At 62.7% G+C, this 14,243-nt stretch carries 14 protein-coding genes; 9 read left to right on the top strand and 5 right to left on the bottom strand.

Annotation, left to right across the window (positions count from 1 at the left end; all coding sequences use genetic code 11):
- Positions 1 to 91: 91 nt before the first annotated feature.
- Positions 92 to 1,216 carry a DUF748 domain-containing protein gene (locus FA94_RS21790; protein WP_035554990.1) on the top strand — a complete coding sequence of 375 codons (1,125 nt, stop codon included), beginning with the start codon at positions 92 to 94 and terminating at the stop codon, positions 1,214 to 1,216.
- Between the two features lie 109 nt (positions 1,217 to 1,325).
- Here FA94_RS21790 and FA94_RS21785 read toward each other — a convergent pair whose 3' ends face one another.
- From FA94_RS21785 to FA94_RS21775, 3 genes are read right to left on the bottom strand one after another with little or no spacing between them, the layout of a single operon-like run.
- A complete protein-coding gene (locus tag FA94_RS21785; protein WP_035554987.1) occupies positions 1,326 to 1,949 on the bottom strand; it encodes an HAD family hydrolase in 624 nt (207 codons plus the stop codon).
- Positions 1,950 to 1,988: 39 nt separating this feature from the next.
- Positions 1,989 to 3,806 carry an aminopeptidase P family protein gene (locus tag FA94_RS21780; protein ID WP_035554984.1) on the bottom strand — a complete coding sequence of 606 codons (1,818 nt, stop codon included), beginning with the start codon at positions 3,804 to 3,806 and terminating at the stop codon, positions 1,989 to 1,991.
- Between the two features lie 19 nt (positions 3,807 to 3,825).
- Positions 3,826 to 4,080, bottom strand: a complete 255-nt coding sequence (locus FA94_RS21775) for a hypothetical protein (protein WP_035554981.1) — start codon at positions 4,078 to 4,080, stop codon at positions 3,826 to 3,828.
- Between the two features lie 204 nt (positions 4,081 to 4,284).
- On the opposite strand from FA94_RS21775, the gene FA94_RS21770 reads away from it, so the two are divergent.
- From FA94_RS21770 to FA94_RS21740, 7 genes are all read left to right on the top strand, one after another.
- Positions 4,285 to 5,007, top strand: a complete 723-nt coding sequence (locus FA94_RS21770) for a response regulator transcription factor (RefSeq protein WP_035554979.1) — start codon at positions 4,285 to 4,287, stop codon at positions 5,005 to 5,007.
- A gap of 63 nt (positions 5,008 to 5,070) precedes the next feature.
- The gene (hemA, locus tag FA94_RS21765) at positions 5,071 to 6,357 is read left to right on the top strand and encodes a glutamyl-tRNA reductase (protein ID WP_035554976.1); all 1,287 of its coding nucleotides are present in this window, start codon (positions 5,071 to 5,073) and stop codon (positions 6,355 to 6,357) included.
- A gap of 122 nt (positions 6,358 to 6,479) precedes the next feature.
- On the top strand, positions 6,480 to 7,562 hold the full coding sequence (prfA, locus tag FA94_RS21760; protein WP_035554974.1) for a peptide chain release factor 1: 1,083 nt from the start codon (positions 6,480 to 6,482) through the stop codon (positions 7,560 to 7,562).
- Between the two features lie 10 nt (positions 7,563 to 7,572).
- Positions 7,573 to 8,421 carry a peptide chain release factor N(5)-glutamine methyltransferase gene (gene prmC / locus FA94_RS21755; RefSeq protein WP_035554971.1) on the top strand — a complete coding sequence of 283 codons (849 nt, stop codon included), beginning with the start codon at positions 7,573 to 7,575 and terminating at the stop codon, positions 8,419 to 8,421.
- Between the two features lie 138 nt (positions 8,422 to 8,559).
- Positions 8,560 to 8,871, top strand: a complete 312-nt coding sequence (gene grxD, locus FA94_RS21750) for a Grx4 family monothiol glutaredoxin (RefSeq protein ID WP_035554969.1) — start codon at positions 8,560 to 8,562, stop codon at positions 8,869 to 8,871.
- 61 nt (positions 8,872 to 8,932) lie between these two features.
- Positions 8,933 to 9,532: a UbiX family flavin prenyltransferase gene (locus tag FA94_RS21745; protein ID WP_035554967.1), complete on the top strand. Its 600-nt coding sequence runs from the start codon at positions 8,933 to 8,935 to the stop codon at positions 9,530 to 9,532.
- A gap of 133 nt (positions 9,533 to 9,665) precedes the next feature.
- Positions 9,666 to 10,451: a DODA-type extradiol aromatic ring-opening family dioxygenase gene (locus FA94_RS21740; protein ID WP_035554965.1), complete on the top strand. Its 786-nt coding sequence runs from the start codon at positions 9,666 to 9,668 to the stop codon at positions 10,449 to 10,451.
- A 145-nt stretch (positions 10,452 to 10,596) separates the two neighbouring features.
- Here the strand turns inward: FA94_RS21740 and FA94_RS21735 are convergent, their stop codons facing one another.
- Positions 10,597 to 12,192, bottom strand: a complete 1,596-nt coding sequence (locus FA94_RS21735) for an APC family permease (protein ID WP_035554964.1) — start codon at positions 12,190 to 12,192, stop codon at positions 10,597 to 10,599.
- Positions 12,193 to 12,674: 482 nt separating this feature from the next.
- On the opposite strand from FA94_RS21735, the gene FA94_RS21730 reads away from it, so the two are divergent.
- Complete coding sequence (locus FA94_RS21730; RefSeq protein ID WP_035554962.1) at positions 12,675 to 12,878, top strand: cold-shock protein; 204 nt, start codon at positions 12,675 to 12,677, stop codon at positions 12,876 to 12,878.
- Positions 12,879 to 12,988: 110 nt separating this feature from the next.
- Here FA94_RS21730 and FA94_RS21725 read toward each other — a convergent pair whose 3' ends face one another.
- Complete coding sequence (locus FA94_RS21725) at positions 12,989 to 14,239, bottom strand: Hsp70 family protein (RefSeq protein WP_035554960.1); 1,251 nt, start codon at positions 14,237 to 14,239, stop codon at positions 12,989 to 12,991.
- Between the last annotated feature and the right edge of the window lie 4 nt (positions 14,240 to 14,243).

Genomic DNA, 14,243 nt, shown 5'->3' with positions numbered 1-14,243 from the left:
CGCATTGCGTGCCACGATCAGCGCGAGGCCAACGCGCTCAAAAGCCGGCCATAGCCACACCGCGCCGCGCGGTGACGAGGAGGCAATTAGCATGGCGATGTCGAAGGGCAAGCGCTGGATTGTTGCCGTGGGCGGTGTGCTGCTGGTGCTGATCGTCGCCGCGATCGGCGCGTTGCAATTCGCGCAGCGCGAAGTGAAGGCGCGAGTGATTGCAGCGCTCGGCCCCTCAGGTAGCGCCGACAGTATCGACGTCGGCCTCACCTCGGTTCATCTCACCAACGTCGTCCTCAAGGCACCGCCCGGGTGGCCCGCTGGCGACCCGCTCCGAGCGGACGAAATCACGCTCACACCGGACATTCGCGATCTGATCGCGCGGCGCATGCATTTGCGCAGCGTGGTCGTGCGCGGTTTCGACATCGCTGTGCTGCGCGCGAAAGACGGCACGATCGATCTGCTGCCGAATTTGCGGCAATCGGTGAACCAGGCGGACAATCAGGCCAGCGGTGCGGCAGCGCCTGCGACCCCGCGCGAGAAGTTGGTCGATCACATCAGTTTCGAACAGGGCAACTTCCACTTCTACGACATGACGGTCGGCCCGCCGGCCTTCAAAGTGACGGTCAGCAACGCCAACGCAACCGTCGATCATTTGCATCTACCCGCGCTCACCGAGCCGACCAACTTGAACCTCACCGGTTCGATTAAAGGGCCGGCGCATACCGGCACGGTGTCGTTCAACGGCTGGATCAAGATCGCCAGCAAGGATTCGCAAACCACCAGCATGCTACGCGGCGTCGATGTCACCATGCTCGATCCGTACCTGCTGAAAAAGGCCGGCGCGAAAGCACAGGTCACGGGCGGCACGGTCGATCTGACAGTCGACTCGACCGTGCGCAACTATCAGTTGCATGCGCCGGGCACAGTGACGGTCCACAACCTGCAACTCGCCGACAGCGGCGATCCGCTCGACACCTTCATGTCGATTCCGACCAAGGCCGCCATTGCCGCGCTCAAATCGCACAACGGCGACATCACCCTGCATTTCGTATTGGACGGAAATTTGCGCGATCCGAAGTTCTCGGTGCGGGAAGGCATCGTCAAGCGGATCGGCGCGGACTTTGCGAAGACGCTGGGGGTGAGCGTCGAGGGCGTGGCGAAAGGTGCCGGGGAAACGGTGAAAGGCTTGGGGAATGCGCTGAAGAGTCTGCTGGGGCAGTAGCAGCGAGCGGCGTAGAGCGGAGGCGAGACGGCTTACTTGGGCTTAGCTGGGCGGACTTGGGCTTACCTCGAAACCAACACGCCCACTCCGCTTTAAAAAGAAACCACGCTCAAACCGGCAAACCCAGTTCGCGCAATTTCGCTTCTGTCTCTTCAGCGCTGGTGTGATGCACGCCATGCCAGCCGAGCGCCGTCGCGGCGTCGGCGTTCTTCTGATTGTCGTCGATGAAAACCAGCTCGCCGGGCTCGATGCCCGGCATCTGCGCATGAATCCGCTCGAGCATGGCTGCGAAGATCGCTGGATCGGGTTTCGCGAGTCCCACCCGCCCCGACACGACGACGTCGCGAAACCGCCGCAGCACGGGGTAATGCTCCCACGCGTACGGGAAGGTCTCCGCCGACCAGTTGGTCAGCCCGAACAACGGCACCTCGGCGGCTTCGAGCTTTTCCATCAGCGCCACGCCCTGTTCCAGCACGCCGGCCACCATCTCATGCCAGCGCTCGTAAAACGCGCGGATCAGCGCCTCATGATCGGGAAACTTCGCGATCAGTTCGTCCGTGGCCTCAGCGATCGGCTGGCCGCCGTCCTGTCGAATCACCCATTCCATCGAACAGACATGCGTCAGAAACCAGCGGCGCTCGGTTTCGTCCGGAATCAGGTTGCGATACAGATACTCGGGACTCCAGTCGATCAACACGCCGCCGAAATCGAACACCACTGCCTTGATCGCCATGCACTTTTTCTCCGTACGAACGCCGATTCGCTGCGGCGCTTAGATGGGTTGCGTGCGCAGGTCGAGCCACGCCAGGGCGTCGCCGGAAACATGCGGCGACAGACGCGTGCGCACCGTCTCGTGATAAGCGTTGAGCCACGCGCGTTCGTCGTCGCGCAGCAGCGACAGGTCGAGGCAGCGCGTGTCGATCGGGCACAGCGTCAAGGTTTCGAACTTGAGGAAATCGCCGAACTCGGTTTTTTCCGCCGGCACGTTCAGCACGAGGTTTTCGATCCGCACGCCCCACTTGCCCGGCCGGTAAATGCCCGGCTCGACCGAGGTGATCATGCCCTCTTCCATCGCGGTCCACGGTTCGGCCGGCGCGTAGTGCGAAATCACTTGCGGGCCTTCGTGCACGTTCAGGAAGTAGCCCACGCCATGGCCGGTGCCGTGGCCGTAATCGGCGCCGGCTTCCCAGATCGGCGCACGGGCGATCGCGTCGAGCATCGGCGAACGAATACCGCGCGGGAATTGCGCGCGCGACAACGCCATCGTGCCTTTCAGCACGATCGTGAAATCGCGCCGTTGCGCCTCGCTGAGCGTGCCGATCGGCACGACACGGGTGATGTCTGTCGTACCGCTCAGATACTGCGCGCCCGAATCGATCAGCAACAGCCCGTTGCCTTCGATCACCGCATGCGACGCCTCGGTCGCGCGATAGTGCGGCATCGCGCCGTTGCCGTTGAAGCCCGCGATCGTCGCAAAGCTCAGCGACACGAACCCCGGACGACGCGCGCGCGCTGCCGTCAGACGTTCGTCGATGGTCATTTCGGTGAGGGACTCACCGCTGTCCAGCGCGCTTTCCAACCACGCGAAGAATTCCGCGAGTGCCGCGCCGTCCTGCTCCATCGTCTCGCGCACGTGCTCGGCTTCAGCTTCTGTTTTGCGTGACTTGAAGAACGTGGACGGGTTGACCGCCTCGACCACCTTGACCGAGGACGGCACCGACTGCAGCGAACCGTAGGTAATCCGGCGCGGGTCGATCAACAGCACGCTGGCGGCTGGCAGCGCTGCCAGTGCCTCGGCCGCCTTCGCATAGGGCTCGACGCTGATGCCGTCGCGCGCCAACGCGTCGGCCAGCGCTTGCGGCACCTTGCCGTCCGACACGAACAGCGACGCGCGGTCCACGCCGATCAGCGCATGCGCGACGAACACCGGGTTGTAGCTGACGTCGGCGCCGCGCAGATTCAGCAGCCATGCGAGGTCGTCGAGCGTGGAAATAAAGTGCCACTGCGCGCCCTTCTCCGCCATCGCGCGGCGAATCTGCGTGAGCTTGTCAGCGCGAGCGACACCGGCATGCGGCGCGGCATGTTCGAACACGGCGGCGGCCGGCAGCGACGGACGCTGCGGCCAGATCGTGTCGAACAGGTCGACGTCGGTGCGCAGCTTCACGCCACGCGCGCCGAGCGCCAGAGTCAGCGAGCGCGCCGCGGCCACGCCGAGCACCGCGCCATCCACGCCGACCGTGCCGCCGCTCGCGACGTTCTGCGCGAGCCATTCGAAATGCGGCGCGGTCTGCTGGCCGCCGGTCATCTTCATCAACTGAACGGTCGTGCCGGCCAGTTGTGCATTGGCCTGCTCCCAATAGCGACTATCGGTCCAGACACCGGCAAAATCCGCCGTGACGATCAGGGTGCCCGCCGAACCGGTGAAACCCGATAGCCATTGCCGGCCCTGCCAGCGCCCCGGTAGATATTCGGAGAGATGCGGATCTGCGGACGGCACGAGATAAGCGGCAACGCCTTCGCGCGCCATTGCGTCACGCAACGTGGCGAGCCGTTCGGGAATAGAGGATGTTTCGGGAAGTCGGGCGTTCATCAGAGTCACCTGCAAATATTCATCGACGGGAAAGCGAGCCGACCGTCACGGCAACGGCGATCAACGCAACGGCGGTGCAAACCGGCCATTCGAGCGTGTCGCCATCATGAAAGAGACCGGTCACATTGCCGGCCATGAGCGCGACTGCGGCGCCTACCACCCCGGCCAGCAGCGCCATCCACCAACGAGCGCGGCTTGAGCGGCGCAACGGATGCAGCCACCAGCCCGCCAGGCCGATCGCCAATCCCAGGACGACGACACCGGGCCACCCCATTAGCAGCCGACCCCGCGCGATTTCAGATTTGTCTCATGGGCGCAAGGGACCAGGACAGCTAACATTTTTGTCTCATTAACTATAGAAGTTCAGCACGGCGCTTTCCGCATAGCGGTTGAGTTTAGGGGTCGGTGTGATGTTAGGCAAGCTGTAAGCCTTACGGATATGCCTGGTTCTCGGTCATTGCCACGCTGAAAGCGCGCCATGCGAATCGCCCTAATCGAGCCGGATCTGCCGCACGCCAAACTGGTTGGCCGGCTAATTTTTGCCGGCGGCCACGTCTGCTATCACTTCACCGCGAGCGCCCCGTTCCTGCAGCGCGCCGCGGACGACTTTTTCGATCTCCTCATCACCGAAAGCTGGGCCGGCGACCACTCCGCCGAAGACGTGATTCCGCGCGCCCGCGCTGTCCTGCCTGGCCTGCCGGTGATCGTGCTGATGTCCGCGCCGCGCGAAAGCCAGATCGTCGCGGCGCTGCACGCCGGCGCCGACGACTGCCTCAGCAAACCGGTTCGCGGCCCCGAAATGCTTGCGCGGGTCGACGCCGTACTGCGTCGCGCCGGACTGCGGCGACCGCTCAACAGGCGGCGCGACGTGATCGGCGGTTACGCGTTCGACACAGCCGCGCTAGCCGTCACATTTCGTAATCTAACAGTCACGCTGACGCCGAAAGAATTCCGCTTTGCGCTGCTGCTGTTCAACAATCTGTCTCGCCCGGTGTCGCGGGCACATATTCTCGAAACCGTCTGGTCGCGCCGCCGCGACCTGAAGTCACGGACGGTCGACACACACGCATCGCGCGTACGCAGTAAATTGCAGTTGCGCCCGGAGCTCGGCTATTGTCTGACGCCGCTTTACGGGTATGGCTACCAACTCGACGCGATCCCGCTGGAGACTGCCATAGAGGCCGCTTTAGAAGTGGGTTGACACGCGTCCAATGTAAGAATTTTGGAAACGCTATAATATTGGGCTAAACCATAGCTCCCCCAAATGCAGCTTCTAACGATCGGAATCAATCACCACACTGCGCCTGTCGCCTTGCGCGAACGCGTGGCGTTTCCGCTCGATCAGATCAAGCCTGCACTGGACACCTTCAAGAGCGCCTGGCTCGGCCGTACGGCCCGCACGGCGCCGGAAGCAGCGATTCTGTCCACCTGTAATCGCACCGAGCTTTATTGCGTTACCGACGACCAGGCCGCGCGCGAAGCCGCGATCCAATGGCTGTCGAAATACCACAACCTGCCCATCGACGAACTCGCGCCGCACGTCTATGCGTTGCCGCAGTCGGAGGCCGTGCGCCACGCGTTCCGCGTCGCGTCGGGTCTCGATTCGATGGTGCTGGGCGAGACGCAAATCGTCGGACAAATGAAGGACGCAGTGCGCACCGCGTCCGAAGCCGGCGCGCTCGGCACGTATCTGAACCAGTTATTCCAGCGCACCTTCGCCGTCGCGAAGGAAGTGCGCAGCACCACCGAGATCGGCGCGCAGTCGGTTTCAATGGCCGCGGCCGCTGTGCGACTCGCGCAACGCATTTTCGACAAGGTCTCGAACCAGCGCGTGCTGTTTATCGGCGCGGGCGAAATGATCGAGCTGTGCGCCACGCACTTCGCCGCGCAGCAGCCGCGTGAACTGGTGGTCGCGAACCGTACGGCCGAACGCGGCACGCGGCTCGCCGAACGCTTTAACGGCCGCGCTATTCCGCTGTCGGAACTGCCCACCCGCATGCACGAGTTCGACATCATCGTGTCCTGCACGGCGTCCACTTTGCCGATCATCGGTCTGGGCGCGGTTGAGCGGGCGGTGAAAGCGCGTCGTCACCGGCCGATTTTCATGGTCGATCTGGCGGTCCCGCGCGACATCGAACCCGAAGTCGGCAAGCTTGAAGACGTGTTCCTGTACACCGTCGACGACCTCGGCGCGATCGTCCGCGAAGGCAATGCGTCGCGTCAGGCCGCGGTCGCGCAAGCCGAAGCCATCATCGAAACGCGTGTGCAGAACTTCATGCAGTGGCTCGACGCGCGCAGCATCGTGCCGGTGATCCGCCATATGCACACGCAGGCCGACGTGCTGCGCCGTGCCGAAGTCGAGCGTGCGCAAAAAATGCTCGCGCGCGGCGACGATCCGGCCGCCGTGCTCGAAGCGCTGTCGCAGGCGCTCACCAACAAGCTGATCCACGGGCCCACGCACGCGCTCAATCGCGCGAGCAGCGAAAACCGTGACACGCTCATCGAGCTGATGAGCGGTTTCTACAAACACTCCGGTTCCACGGAGCGTTAGCGGCGCAGCCTCCGCCGCGCGGTCCGCGCCACCCACGGTGGCCCGCGACGTGCTTCTGACCAGGGCATCAGCCCATTTCCCTAGTCGCCGTCTTTTCCGGAGCCCGCTCCGAACCCCGTCCGATGAAAACGAGCATGCAACGCAAGCTCGACCAGCTCACTACCCGGCTGGCCGAACTGAACGACCTGTTGAGCCGCGAGGACATCACCTCGAATCTCGATCAATATCGCAAGCTCACACGCGAGCACGCGGAGCTGGGGCCGCTGGTCGAGCATTTCGCGCTGTGGCGTCAGGCCATGAACGACGCCGAGACCGCGCAGGAACTGCTGACGGACGCGTCGATGCGCGACTTCGCCGAAGAAGAAATCCGCGCGGCGCGCGAGCGGATGGAAAAACTCGGCGCGGAGCTGCAAAAAATGCTGCTGCCGAAAGATCCGAACGACGACCGCAATATCTACGTCGAAATCCGCGCGGGCACCGGTGGCGATGAATCCGCGCTGTTCGCGGGCGATCTGCTCCGTATGTATCTGCGCTATGCCGAGCGCAACCGCTGGCAGGTCGAGATGATGTCGGCCAGCGAATCGGATCTGGGCGGCTACAAGGAAGTGATCGTGCGGATCGCCGGCGAAGCCGCGTATTCGAAGCTCAAGTTCGAGTCGGGCGGTCACCGCGTGCAGCGCGTGCCGGCCACCGAAACGCAAGGGCGCATCCACACGTCGGCGTGTACGGTCGCGGTCATGCCGGAAGCGGATGAAATCGGCGAAGTCGAAATCAATCCGGCCGATCTGCGGATCGATACGTTCCGTGCGTCGGGCGCGGGCGGGCAGCACATCAACAAGACCGATTCGGCCGTGCGCGTTACGCATTTGCCGACCGGCATCGTCGTCGAATGTCAGGACGACCGTTCGCAGCACAAGAACAAGGATCGCGCGCTGAAGGTGCTGGCCGCGCGTATCAAGGACAAGCAGTCGCAAGAACAGCACGCGAAAGAAGCCGCCACACGCAAGAGCCTGATCGGCTCGGGCGACCGCTCGGAGCGGATTCGCACGTATAACTTCCCGCAAGGGCGCATGACCGATCACCGGATCAACCTGACGCTGTATCGCCTTGACGCGCTGATGGATGGCGATCTCGACGAGTTGATCGCGGCGCTCGTCAGCGAACATCAGGCCGAGTTGCTGGCTTCGCTGGGCGATTCGGACTAAAGCGCCGACGATGAACGCCACGCCTGTCACGCCCGCCGCTTTGTTGCGCGCGTCGCCGCTGCCACCGCTCGAAGCGCGGATTCTGCTCACGCACGTGCTCGGCTGGCGTCATACGCAGTTGATTACGCGCAGCGATGAAACGCTCGAGAGTGCCGCAGTGGAGCGTTATCGCGGATTGGAAGCGCGGCGGATGGCCGGTGAGCCGGTCGCGCAACTGGTCGGCGTACGGGAATTTTTCGGCCTCGATTTCGAAGTCACGCCGCACGTGCTGATTCCGCGGCCTGAAACCGAATTGCTGGTCGAGACCGCCCTGGCGGCAATGGAAGGTCTGTCGCGGCCGCGCGTGCTCGATCTCGGCACCGGCACCGGCGCAATTGCGGTCGCGATTGCGTCGACGCGGCCGGACGCGCAAGTTCACGCGCTCGATCGTTCCGCCGAAGCGCTCGCGGTGGCAACGCGCAACGCCACCCGTCTACTGGACGCAAAACGCCCCGGCGGCGCCATGGTTTTAAGCCAAAGCAACTGGTACACGGCGCTCGACGCAGCACAGCGTTTCGACGTGATCGTCAGTAATCCGCCGTATATCGCGAGCGGCGATCCGCATCTGGCAGAAGGCGATCTGCGTTTCGAGCCGCGCGGCGCGCTCACCGACGAAGCCGACGGCCTCAGCGCGATCCGCGTGATCGTCGCCGGCGCGCCCGCGCGCCTCGCCGCCCACGGCGTCTTGTGGATCGAACACGGCTACGATCAGGCAGAAGCCGTCCGCACGCTGCTGACGGCGCAAGGGTTCGCGCAGGTGCGCTCGGAGCGGGATCTGGCGGGCATCGAACGAATTAGCGGCGGGCAGTTACCCGGCTGAAGCCGACGTCAAACCCGCCCTCGGATCACGATTCACACTGAAGTCATCCAAAGGTCGAAGCGGTGCTCGGCCGGCTATACCGAAATCCGCTATCATTTCAGCCTATTCCCTACACATCACGGAACCGCAAGGTCAGTCATGGATACGCAACAACGCATCAAGCAAATCGTCGACGAAAACGGCGTCGTCCTCTTCATGAAGGGCACGGCCCAGTTCCCGATGTGCGGTTTTTCCGGCCGCGCCATCCAGATCCTGAAGGCGTGTGGCGTCGCGGAAATCAAAACCGTCAACGTGCTCGAAGACGACGAAGTCCGCCAGGGCATCAAGCAGTTCTCAAACTGGCCGACCATTCCGCAGCTCTACGTGAAGGGCGAATTCGTCGGCGGCTCGGACATCATGATGGAAATGTACGAATCGGGCGAACTGCAACAACTGTTCGCCGCGGCCTGAGCGGCCCCGGTTCGACCGTTCACTCACGAACTTCACGAGTTCAACTAAGGCGCCGCGAGCCATGGAAACACGCGCTGCGGCGCCCCGCCGGCTGATCGTCGCGATCACCGGCGCAACCGGCGCCATCTACGGCATCCGGTTGCTCGAGACGTTGCGCCGGCTGGGCGGCGTCGAGAGCCATCTGCTGATTTCGAGCGCGGGCTGGCTCAATATCCAGCACGAACTCCAGTTGAGCAAAGAAGACGTACATCCGCTCGCGGATGTCGTTCATTCGGTGCGCGACGTGGGCGCGAGTATCGCGTCCGGCTCGTTCGCGACCGACGGCATGGTCGTCGCGCCTTGTTCGATGAAGACGCTCGCGAGCGTCGCGCACGGCTTTTCCGACAACCTGATCACCCGCGCCGCCGACGTCACCCTGAAGGAACGCCGCCGGCTCGTGCTGCTGGTGCGCGAAACGCCGTTCAATCTCGCGCATCTGCGCAATATGACGGCGGTCACTGAAATGGGCGGCGTGATCTTCCCGCCGCTGCCGGCGTTCTACAACCAGCCGCCGTCGATCGACGAAATGGTCGATCACACCGTGGCGCGCGTGCTGGATCTGTTCGCGCTGGGGCCGGCTATGTCGCCTGTGTGGCAGGGTTTGCGGGACGCGAAAGACTAACGTCAAGCGCCCCTCATTAACAACACCAGCGACACAATCAATTCCGTTTTCACCCGTTTATCAAACCGTGGTGCGAACCTATATTGATAGCAACACAACCTTTACGCCCCGCCCTCCCGGCTGCGCTGCTGACATGAACCGCTTGCCTTCGCTTTTCCTTTCCCACGGCGCGCCCACGCTGCCGATCGACCCTTCCCTGCCGTCCGCCGAATTCGGCGTGCTGAGCGCGCAGTTGCCGCGTCCGCAAGCCGTGCTGATGCTGTCGGCCCACTGGGGCACGGCACAGCCGGTGGCGAGCACGTCCACCGCGCCGGAAACCATCCACGATTTCTACGGCTTTCCGCGTCAGTTATACGAAATCCAGTACCCGGCGCCGGGCGCACCCGAGGTGGCGCGGCGCGCCGCCGTGCTGCTCGGCGAACATGGCGTGCTTGCCGACGCCCAGCCGCACGGGCTCGATCACGGCGCCTGGGTGCCGATGCTGCTGATGTTCCCTGACGCCGACGTGCCCGTCGCGCAGTTGTCGATTCAGCCGCATCAGGACGCGGCGCATCACTTCCGCGTCGGCCGCGCGCTGCGCTCGCTGAAGGACGATGGCGTGATGGTGATTGGCTCCGGCCAGATCACGCACAACCTGCGCGCGGCGGATTTCTCCGCGCGTCGGGAAGATGCCGACCCGCGCGTCGCCGAATTCACCGACTGGTTCGAGGACCGACTGGCCGCGCACGACATCGACGCGCTGCTCGACTATCGCCGCCAGGCGCCGCACGCGGTGCTGATGCATCCCACCGACGAGCATCTGCTGCCCGTCTTCGCGGCACTGGGCGCGGCCGACGACGATTATTCGCTGGCGATTCAATCGCTCGGGACCTACCAGCGTTCGCTTGCGATGACGAATTACGTGTTCGGCAACGCCTGATCGCGTAGCCGCAGCAGCGAAACACCAAAGCGCGCGTCCAAACAAAAAGCCCGCCTGAGTGACCTCAGGCGGGCTTTTTTTGCGTACCGGACCGGACCTAGCCAACAACCGTCCGGCAAACATCCTTCAGGCTAAACGCCGCAACTTAATGCGCGCCAATGCCTTCGAGCACTTCGTCATGCTCGTCGCGCTCGTCCAGATATTCCGAACGGTAGCCGCTGTGCACGCCCCAGTAGTAGAACACCAGCGAGAACGCGATGACGACCAGCATGTCCCAGCCGTAAGGCAAGACGCCGCGACCGCCGAACTCCTTGCTGCCGATCAGCGACAGGATCGCCATCACCGGCAGGTAGGCCACCAGCCACCATGCCGCCTTCAGGTCACGGCCCCAACCGCCGAAGCCCGATTTCGCCTGGAAGTAGAAGTACACCGGCAGCGCGACGACCATCAGCAGAATGATTTCGCCGGTCAGCGGCCACTTTGCCCAGTACAGGATCAGCGACGCGCAAACGAACGCGAACGGCGCGATCACCTTCATGCCCGGGATATGAAGCGGACGCTCCAGATCCGTCGCCGCACGGCGCAACGCCATCAGGCTGATCGGGCCGGTCAGATACGAGATCACGGTCGCGACCGAAATCACCGCCGCCAACGAGCTCCAGCCACGGAAGAAGAACATGAAGATGAACGAGACCAGCAGGTTGAACCACATTGCCTGACGCGGCACGCCGTAGAACGGATGCACGTTGCCGAACATCTTCGGCATCGTGTTATTGCGTTCCATTGCGTAGATCATGCGGCTGGTGGTCGCCATGTAGGTCGTGCCGGTGCCGCTCGGGCTGACGAACGCGTCGACGTACAGCAGGATTGCCAGCCAGTTCAGGTTCAGCGCGATCGCCAGTTCCGCGAACGGCGACGCGAAGTTGAAGTGGCTCCAGCCCTTCATCACATCGGCCGGGTTCACCGCGCCGATGTACGCGATCTGCAGCAGCACGTAGATCACCAGCGCCAGCAGGATCGAACCGATAACCGCGAACGGCACGCTCTTGGCAGGATTGCGCGCTTCACCCGCGAGGTTGATCGGGCTCTGGAAACCGTTGAACGCGAACACGATACCGCTCGTCGACACTGCGGTCAGCACCGCCGACCAGCCGTACGGCGCAAAGCTGCTCGCTTCACCGAAGTTTTCACGATGGAAGCCCGTGAACATCAAACCGAGAATCGTCGCGCCGGGAATCAGGAACTTGAAGACCGTGATCGCCGAATTGGCGCGCGCAAAGAGTTTCACGCCCCAATAGTTCAGCATGAAGTAAATGATCACGAGCGCGGCGGACAGGAATAGCCCGTTGTGAGTTAATGACCCATCCACGAATAGCGCATGCGCCCATGGATACGGCCAGGTACTCATATATTGAATGGAGGCTTCCGCCTCGATGGGAATCACCGAGACAATGGCGATCCAGTTGGCCCACGCGCTGATGAAACCGACCAGCGCACCATGCGAGTAGCGCGCGTAACGCACCATGCCGCCGGACTCGGGGAACATCGCGCCGAGTTCGGCGTAAGTCAACGCGATCGCGAGAATCACGACCGCGCCGATCACCCATGCACAAATGGCAGCCGGGCCAGCAATTTTTGCAGCCTTCCACGCGCCGAACAGCCAGCCCGACCCGATGATCGAACCCAAGCCGGTCAGCAGCAGCGCGACAGGGCCGATGTTCCGTTGTATAGAACTTTTCACGTCTTCTCCTGTGTCGGCCGGAGTGAGTGCTTTAGCACTGACTTCGGACCTATGCAAATTTGCATCCGAACCATACCGGCACCACGTGACGTCGCTTCGAGCGGGACGGGGTGATACGCATGTCGATGCGGCGACGGTCCATTCTAATCAGGTGCAACCGACGCGCGGCGCGTAGTTTAACGGTTGCACCCACGCGCCGCAGCCTAACTAAGGGTTCTCCCTGGCAAAAAAATCAGACGAAGCGCAAGCTTTGTAAGCAATTTTTACGCCCGTTGCCCGAATTTGTGGAAAGTTGCCCGGCGAGTGTTGACCTTCTCTCGAAATGGCCGTATAACGTTCGGGCAGGAATTCAAGCGGCGAGTGAATTGGTCTTTCGTAGTTCGCCCATCAACGGTACTCCGGTTGGTCCCATTACCCCCTTCCTTGATTTTCATGCACTTTCTGGGCTTCGGCCTTATTCACCATCTTTAGGAACAAGTAATATGGAAACCGGTACCGTCAAGTGGTTCAATGACGCAAAGGGCTTTGGCTTCATCACGCCGGACGGCGGTGGCGAAGATCTGTTCGCGCATTTCTCGGAAATCCGCACGGAAGGCTTCAAGACGCTGCAAGAAAACCAAAAGGTTACGTTTGAAGTGAAGACGGGCCCGAAGGGCAAGCAAGCTGCCGACATCAAGCCGGCGTAAGCTTCACGCTTCCTTCTGGACGCAAAAAACCCCGCCTCGGCGGGGTTTTTTTATATCTGTTGCAACTACTCACGATGATTATCTTCGCGGTATGCGATTGATTAGTTGGGTTATCCGAAGAGACGTCGCGCGTGAATACCGAGACCTGTCGCGACACTGGCGAGACGATCGCCGAATACCGGTTTAGCGTCGGGAAATGCCGCCGCCAATGCGCCCGATAGAAACGCCAAACCCGTCGAACCGCCGGTGAAGTAAATCGCGTCGACGTCGCGCGTTGCGACGCCGGCGGCCTGCACCGTGTCGCGCGCCGCCTGCACGATGCGCTGCGTTTCGTCCTGGCCGGCTTTGATCAGTTGCGCTTCGTCGAAGGCGAGGCGCAGGTCGTCTTCCACTTCGTCCAGATCGATCACAGTCTCACCGCCCGCCGCCACGCCGATCTTCGCTTCTTCCGCGTGCGCCGCCAGCGCGTGGCCGAAGCGTTGTTCCACCACGCGCATCAGACGGTCGTGATGCTTGACTTCGGTGAACAGGTGCCGCATCAGCGAGAGTTCGCTGACGCGCTTCGGTGCATAGACGGTGTTGATCAGATGCCAGGTCGCCAGATCGAAATAGACCCGGCTCGGGATCTCGCGGCCTTCCGGATCGAGCGCCTGATAGCCGAGCTCGCGCAGAATCGTCACCAGTTCGACGCGGCGGTCGAAATCCGTACCCGCGACGTGCACGCCGTGGTGCGCCAGCACGTCGTCCTTGCGCTCCACGCGGGTCATGCGCTGCGGACCCACGCGCACCAGCGAAAAGTCCGACGTACCGCCGCCAATGTCGGCCACCAGCACGAGCCCTTCTTCCGTCAGATGCGACTCGTAGTCGAACGCGGCCGCAATCGGCTCATACTGGAAGTGGATCTCCCGCAAACCGACCGAACGTGCGGCCGCTTCGAGCTGCTGCTGCGCCATCTGATCGGCGCGCGGATCGTCGTCGACGAAAAACACTGGACGGCCCAGCACGGCGCGACTGATCGGCGCGCCAGTGGTCTTTTCGGCCGAACGCTTCAGATGATCGACGAAAATCGCGATGACGTCCGTGTACTTGATCGCGGAGCCGTCGCCGAGATCGGTCGAATTCTCGGCGAGCGGCGAGCCGAGAATGCTTTTCATCGAACGCATCAGCCGGCCGTCGAAACCGTCAATGTAGGCGGCCAGCGCCGCCCGCCCGAACTCGCGGGTGTTTTCATCGGTGTTGAAAAACACCGAGGTGGGCAGCGTCGTATAGGCGCCCTCGACCGGCGCGAGCCTGAGCACGCCGCCGTCAGGAACGGCCACGGCCGAGTTGGAAGTACCGAAGTCAATCGCGCAATAGTTCATGGCA

Source organism: Burkholderia sp. 9120 (genome assembly GCF_000745015.1).
In the GTDB taxonomy this organism is placed as follows: domain Bacteria; phylum Pseudomonadota; class Gammaproteobacteria; order Burkholderiales; family Burkholderiaceae; genus Paraburkholderia.
The sequence above is the reverse complement of the archived record's forward strand: the minus strand, read 5'-3'. Positions and strand labels throughout refer to the sequence as shown.

Coding starts and splice junctions, on each gene's coding strand:
- FA94_RS21730 (WP_035554962.1), top strand. CDS start 12,675: ATGGAAACCGGTACCGTCAAGTGGTTCAATGACGCAAAGGGCTTTGGC.
- hemA (WP_035554976.1), top strand. CDS start 5,071: ATGCAGCTTCTAACGATCGGAATCAATCACCACACTGCGCCTGTCGCC.
- FA94_RS21740 (WP_035554965.1), top strand. CDS start 9,666: ATGAACCGCTTGCCTTCGCTTTTCCTTTCCCACGGCGCGCCCACGCTG.
- grxD (WP_035554969.1), top strand. CDS start 8,560: ATGGATACGCAACAACGCATCAAGCAAATCGTCGACGAAAACGGCGTC.
- FA94_RS21725 (WP_035554960.1), bottom strand. CDS start 14,239: ATGAACTATTGCGCGATTGACTTCGGTACTTCCAACTCGGCCGTGGCC.
- FA94_RS21770 (WP_035554979.1), top strand. CDS start 4,285: ATGCGAATCGCCCTAATCGAGCCGGATCTGCCGCACGCCAAACTGGTT.
- prmC (WP_035554971.1), top strand. CDS start 7,573: ATGAACGCCACGCCTGTCACGCCCGCCGCTTTGTTGCGCGCGTCGCCG.
- FA94_RS21775 (WP_035554981.1), bottom strand. CDS start 4,080: ATGGGGTGGCCCGGTGTCGTCGTCCTGGGATTGGCGATCGGCCTGGCG.
- FA94_RS21785 (WP_035554987.1), bottom strand. CDS start 1,949: ATGGCGATCAAGGCAGTGGTGTTCGATTTCGGCGGCGTGTTGATCGAC.
- FA94_RS21780 (WP_035554984.1), bottom strand. CDS start 3,806: ATGAACGCCCGACTTCCCGAAACATCCTCTATTCCCGAACGGCTCGCC.
- prfA (WP_035554974.1), top strand. CDS start 6,480: ATGAAAACGAGCATGCAACGCAAGCTCGACCAGCTCACTACCCGGCTG.
- FA94_RS21790 (WP_035554990.1), top strand. CDS start 92: ATGGCGATGTCGAAGGGCAAGCGCTGGATTGTTGCCGTGGGCGGTGTG.
- FA94_RS21745 (WP_035554967.1), top strand. CDS start 8,933: ATGGAAACACGCGCTGCGGCGCCCCGCCGGCTGATCGTCGCGATCACC.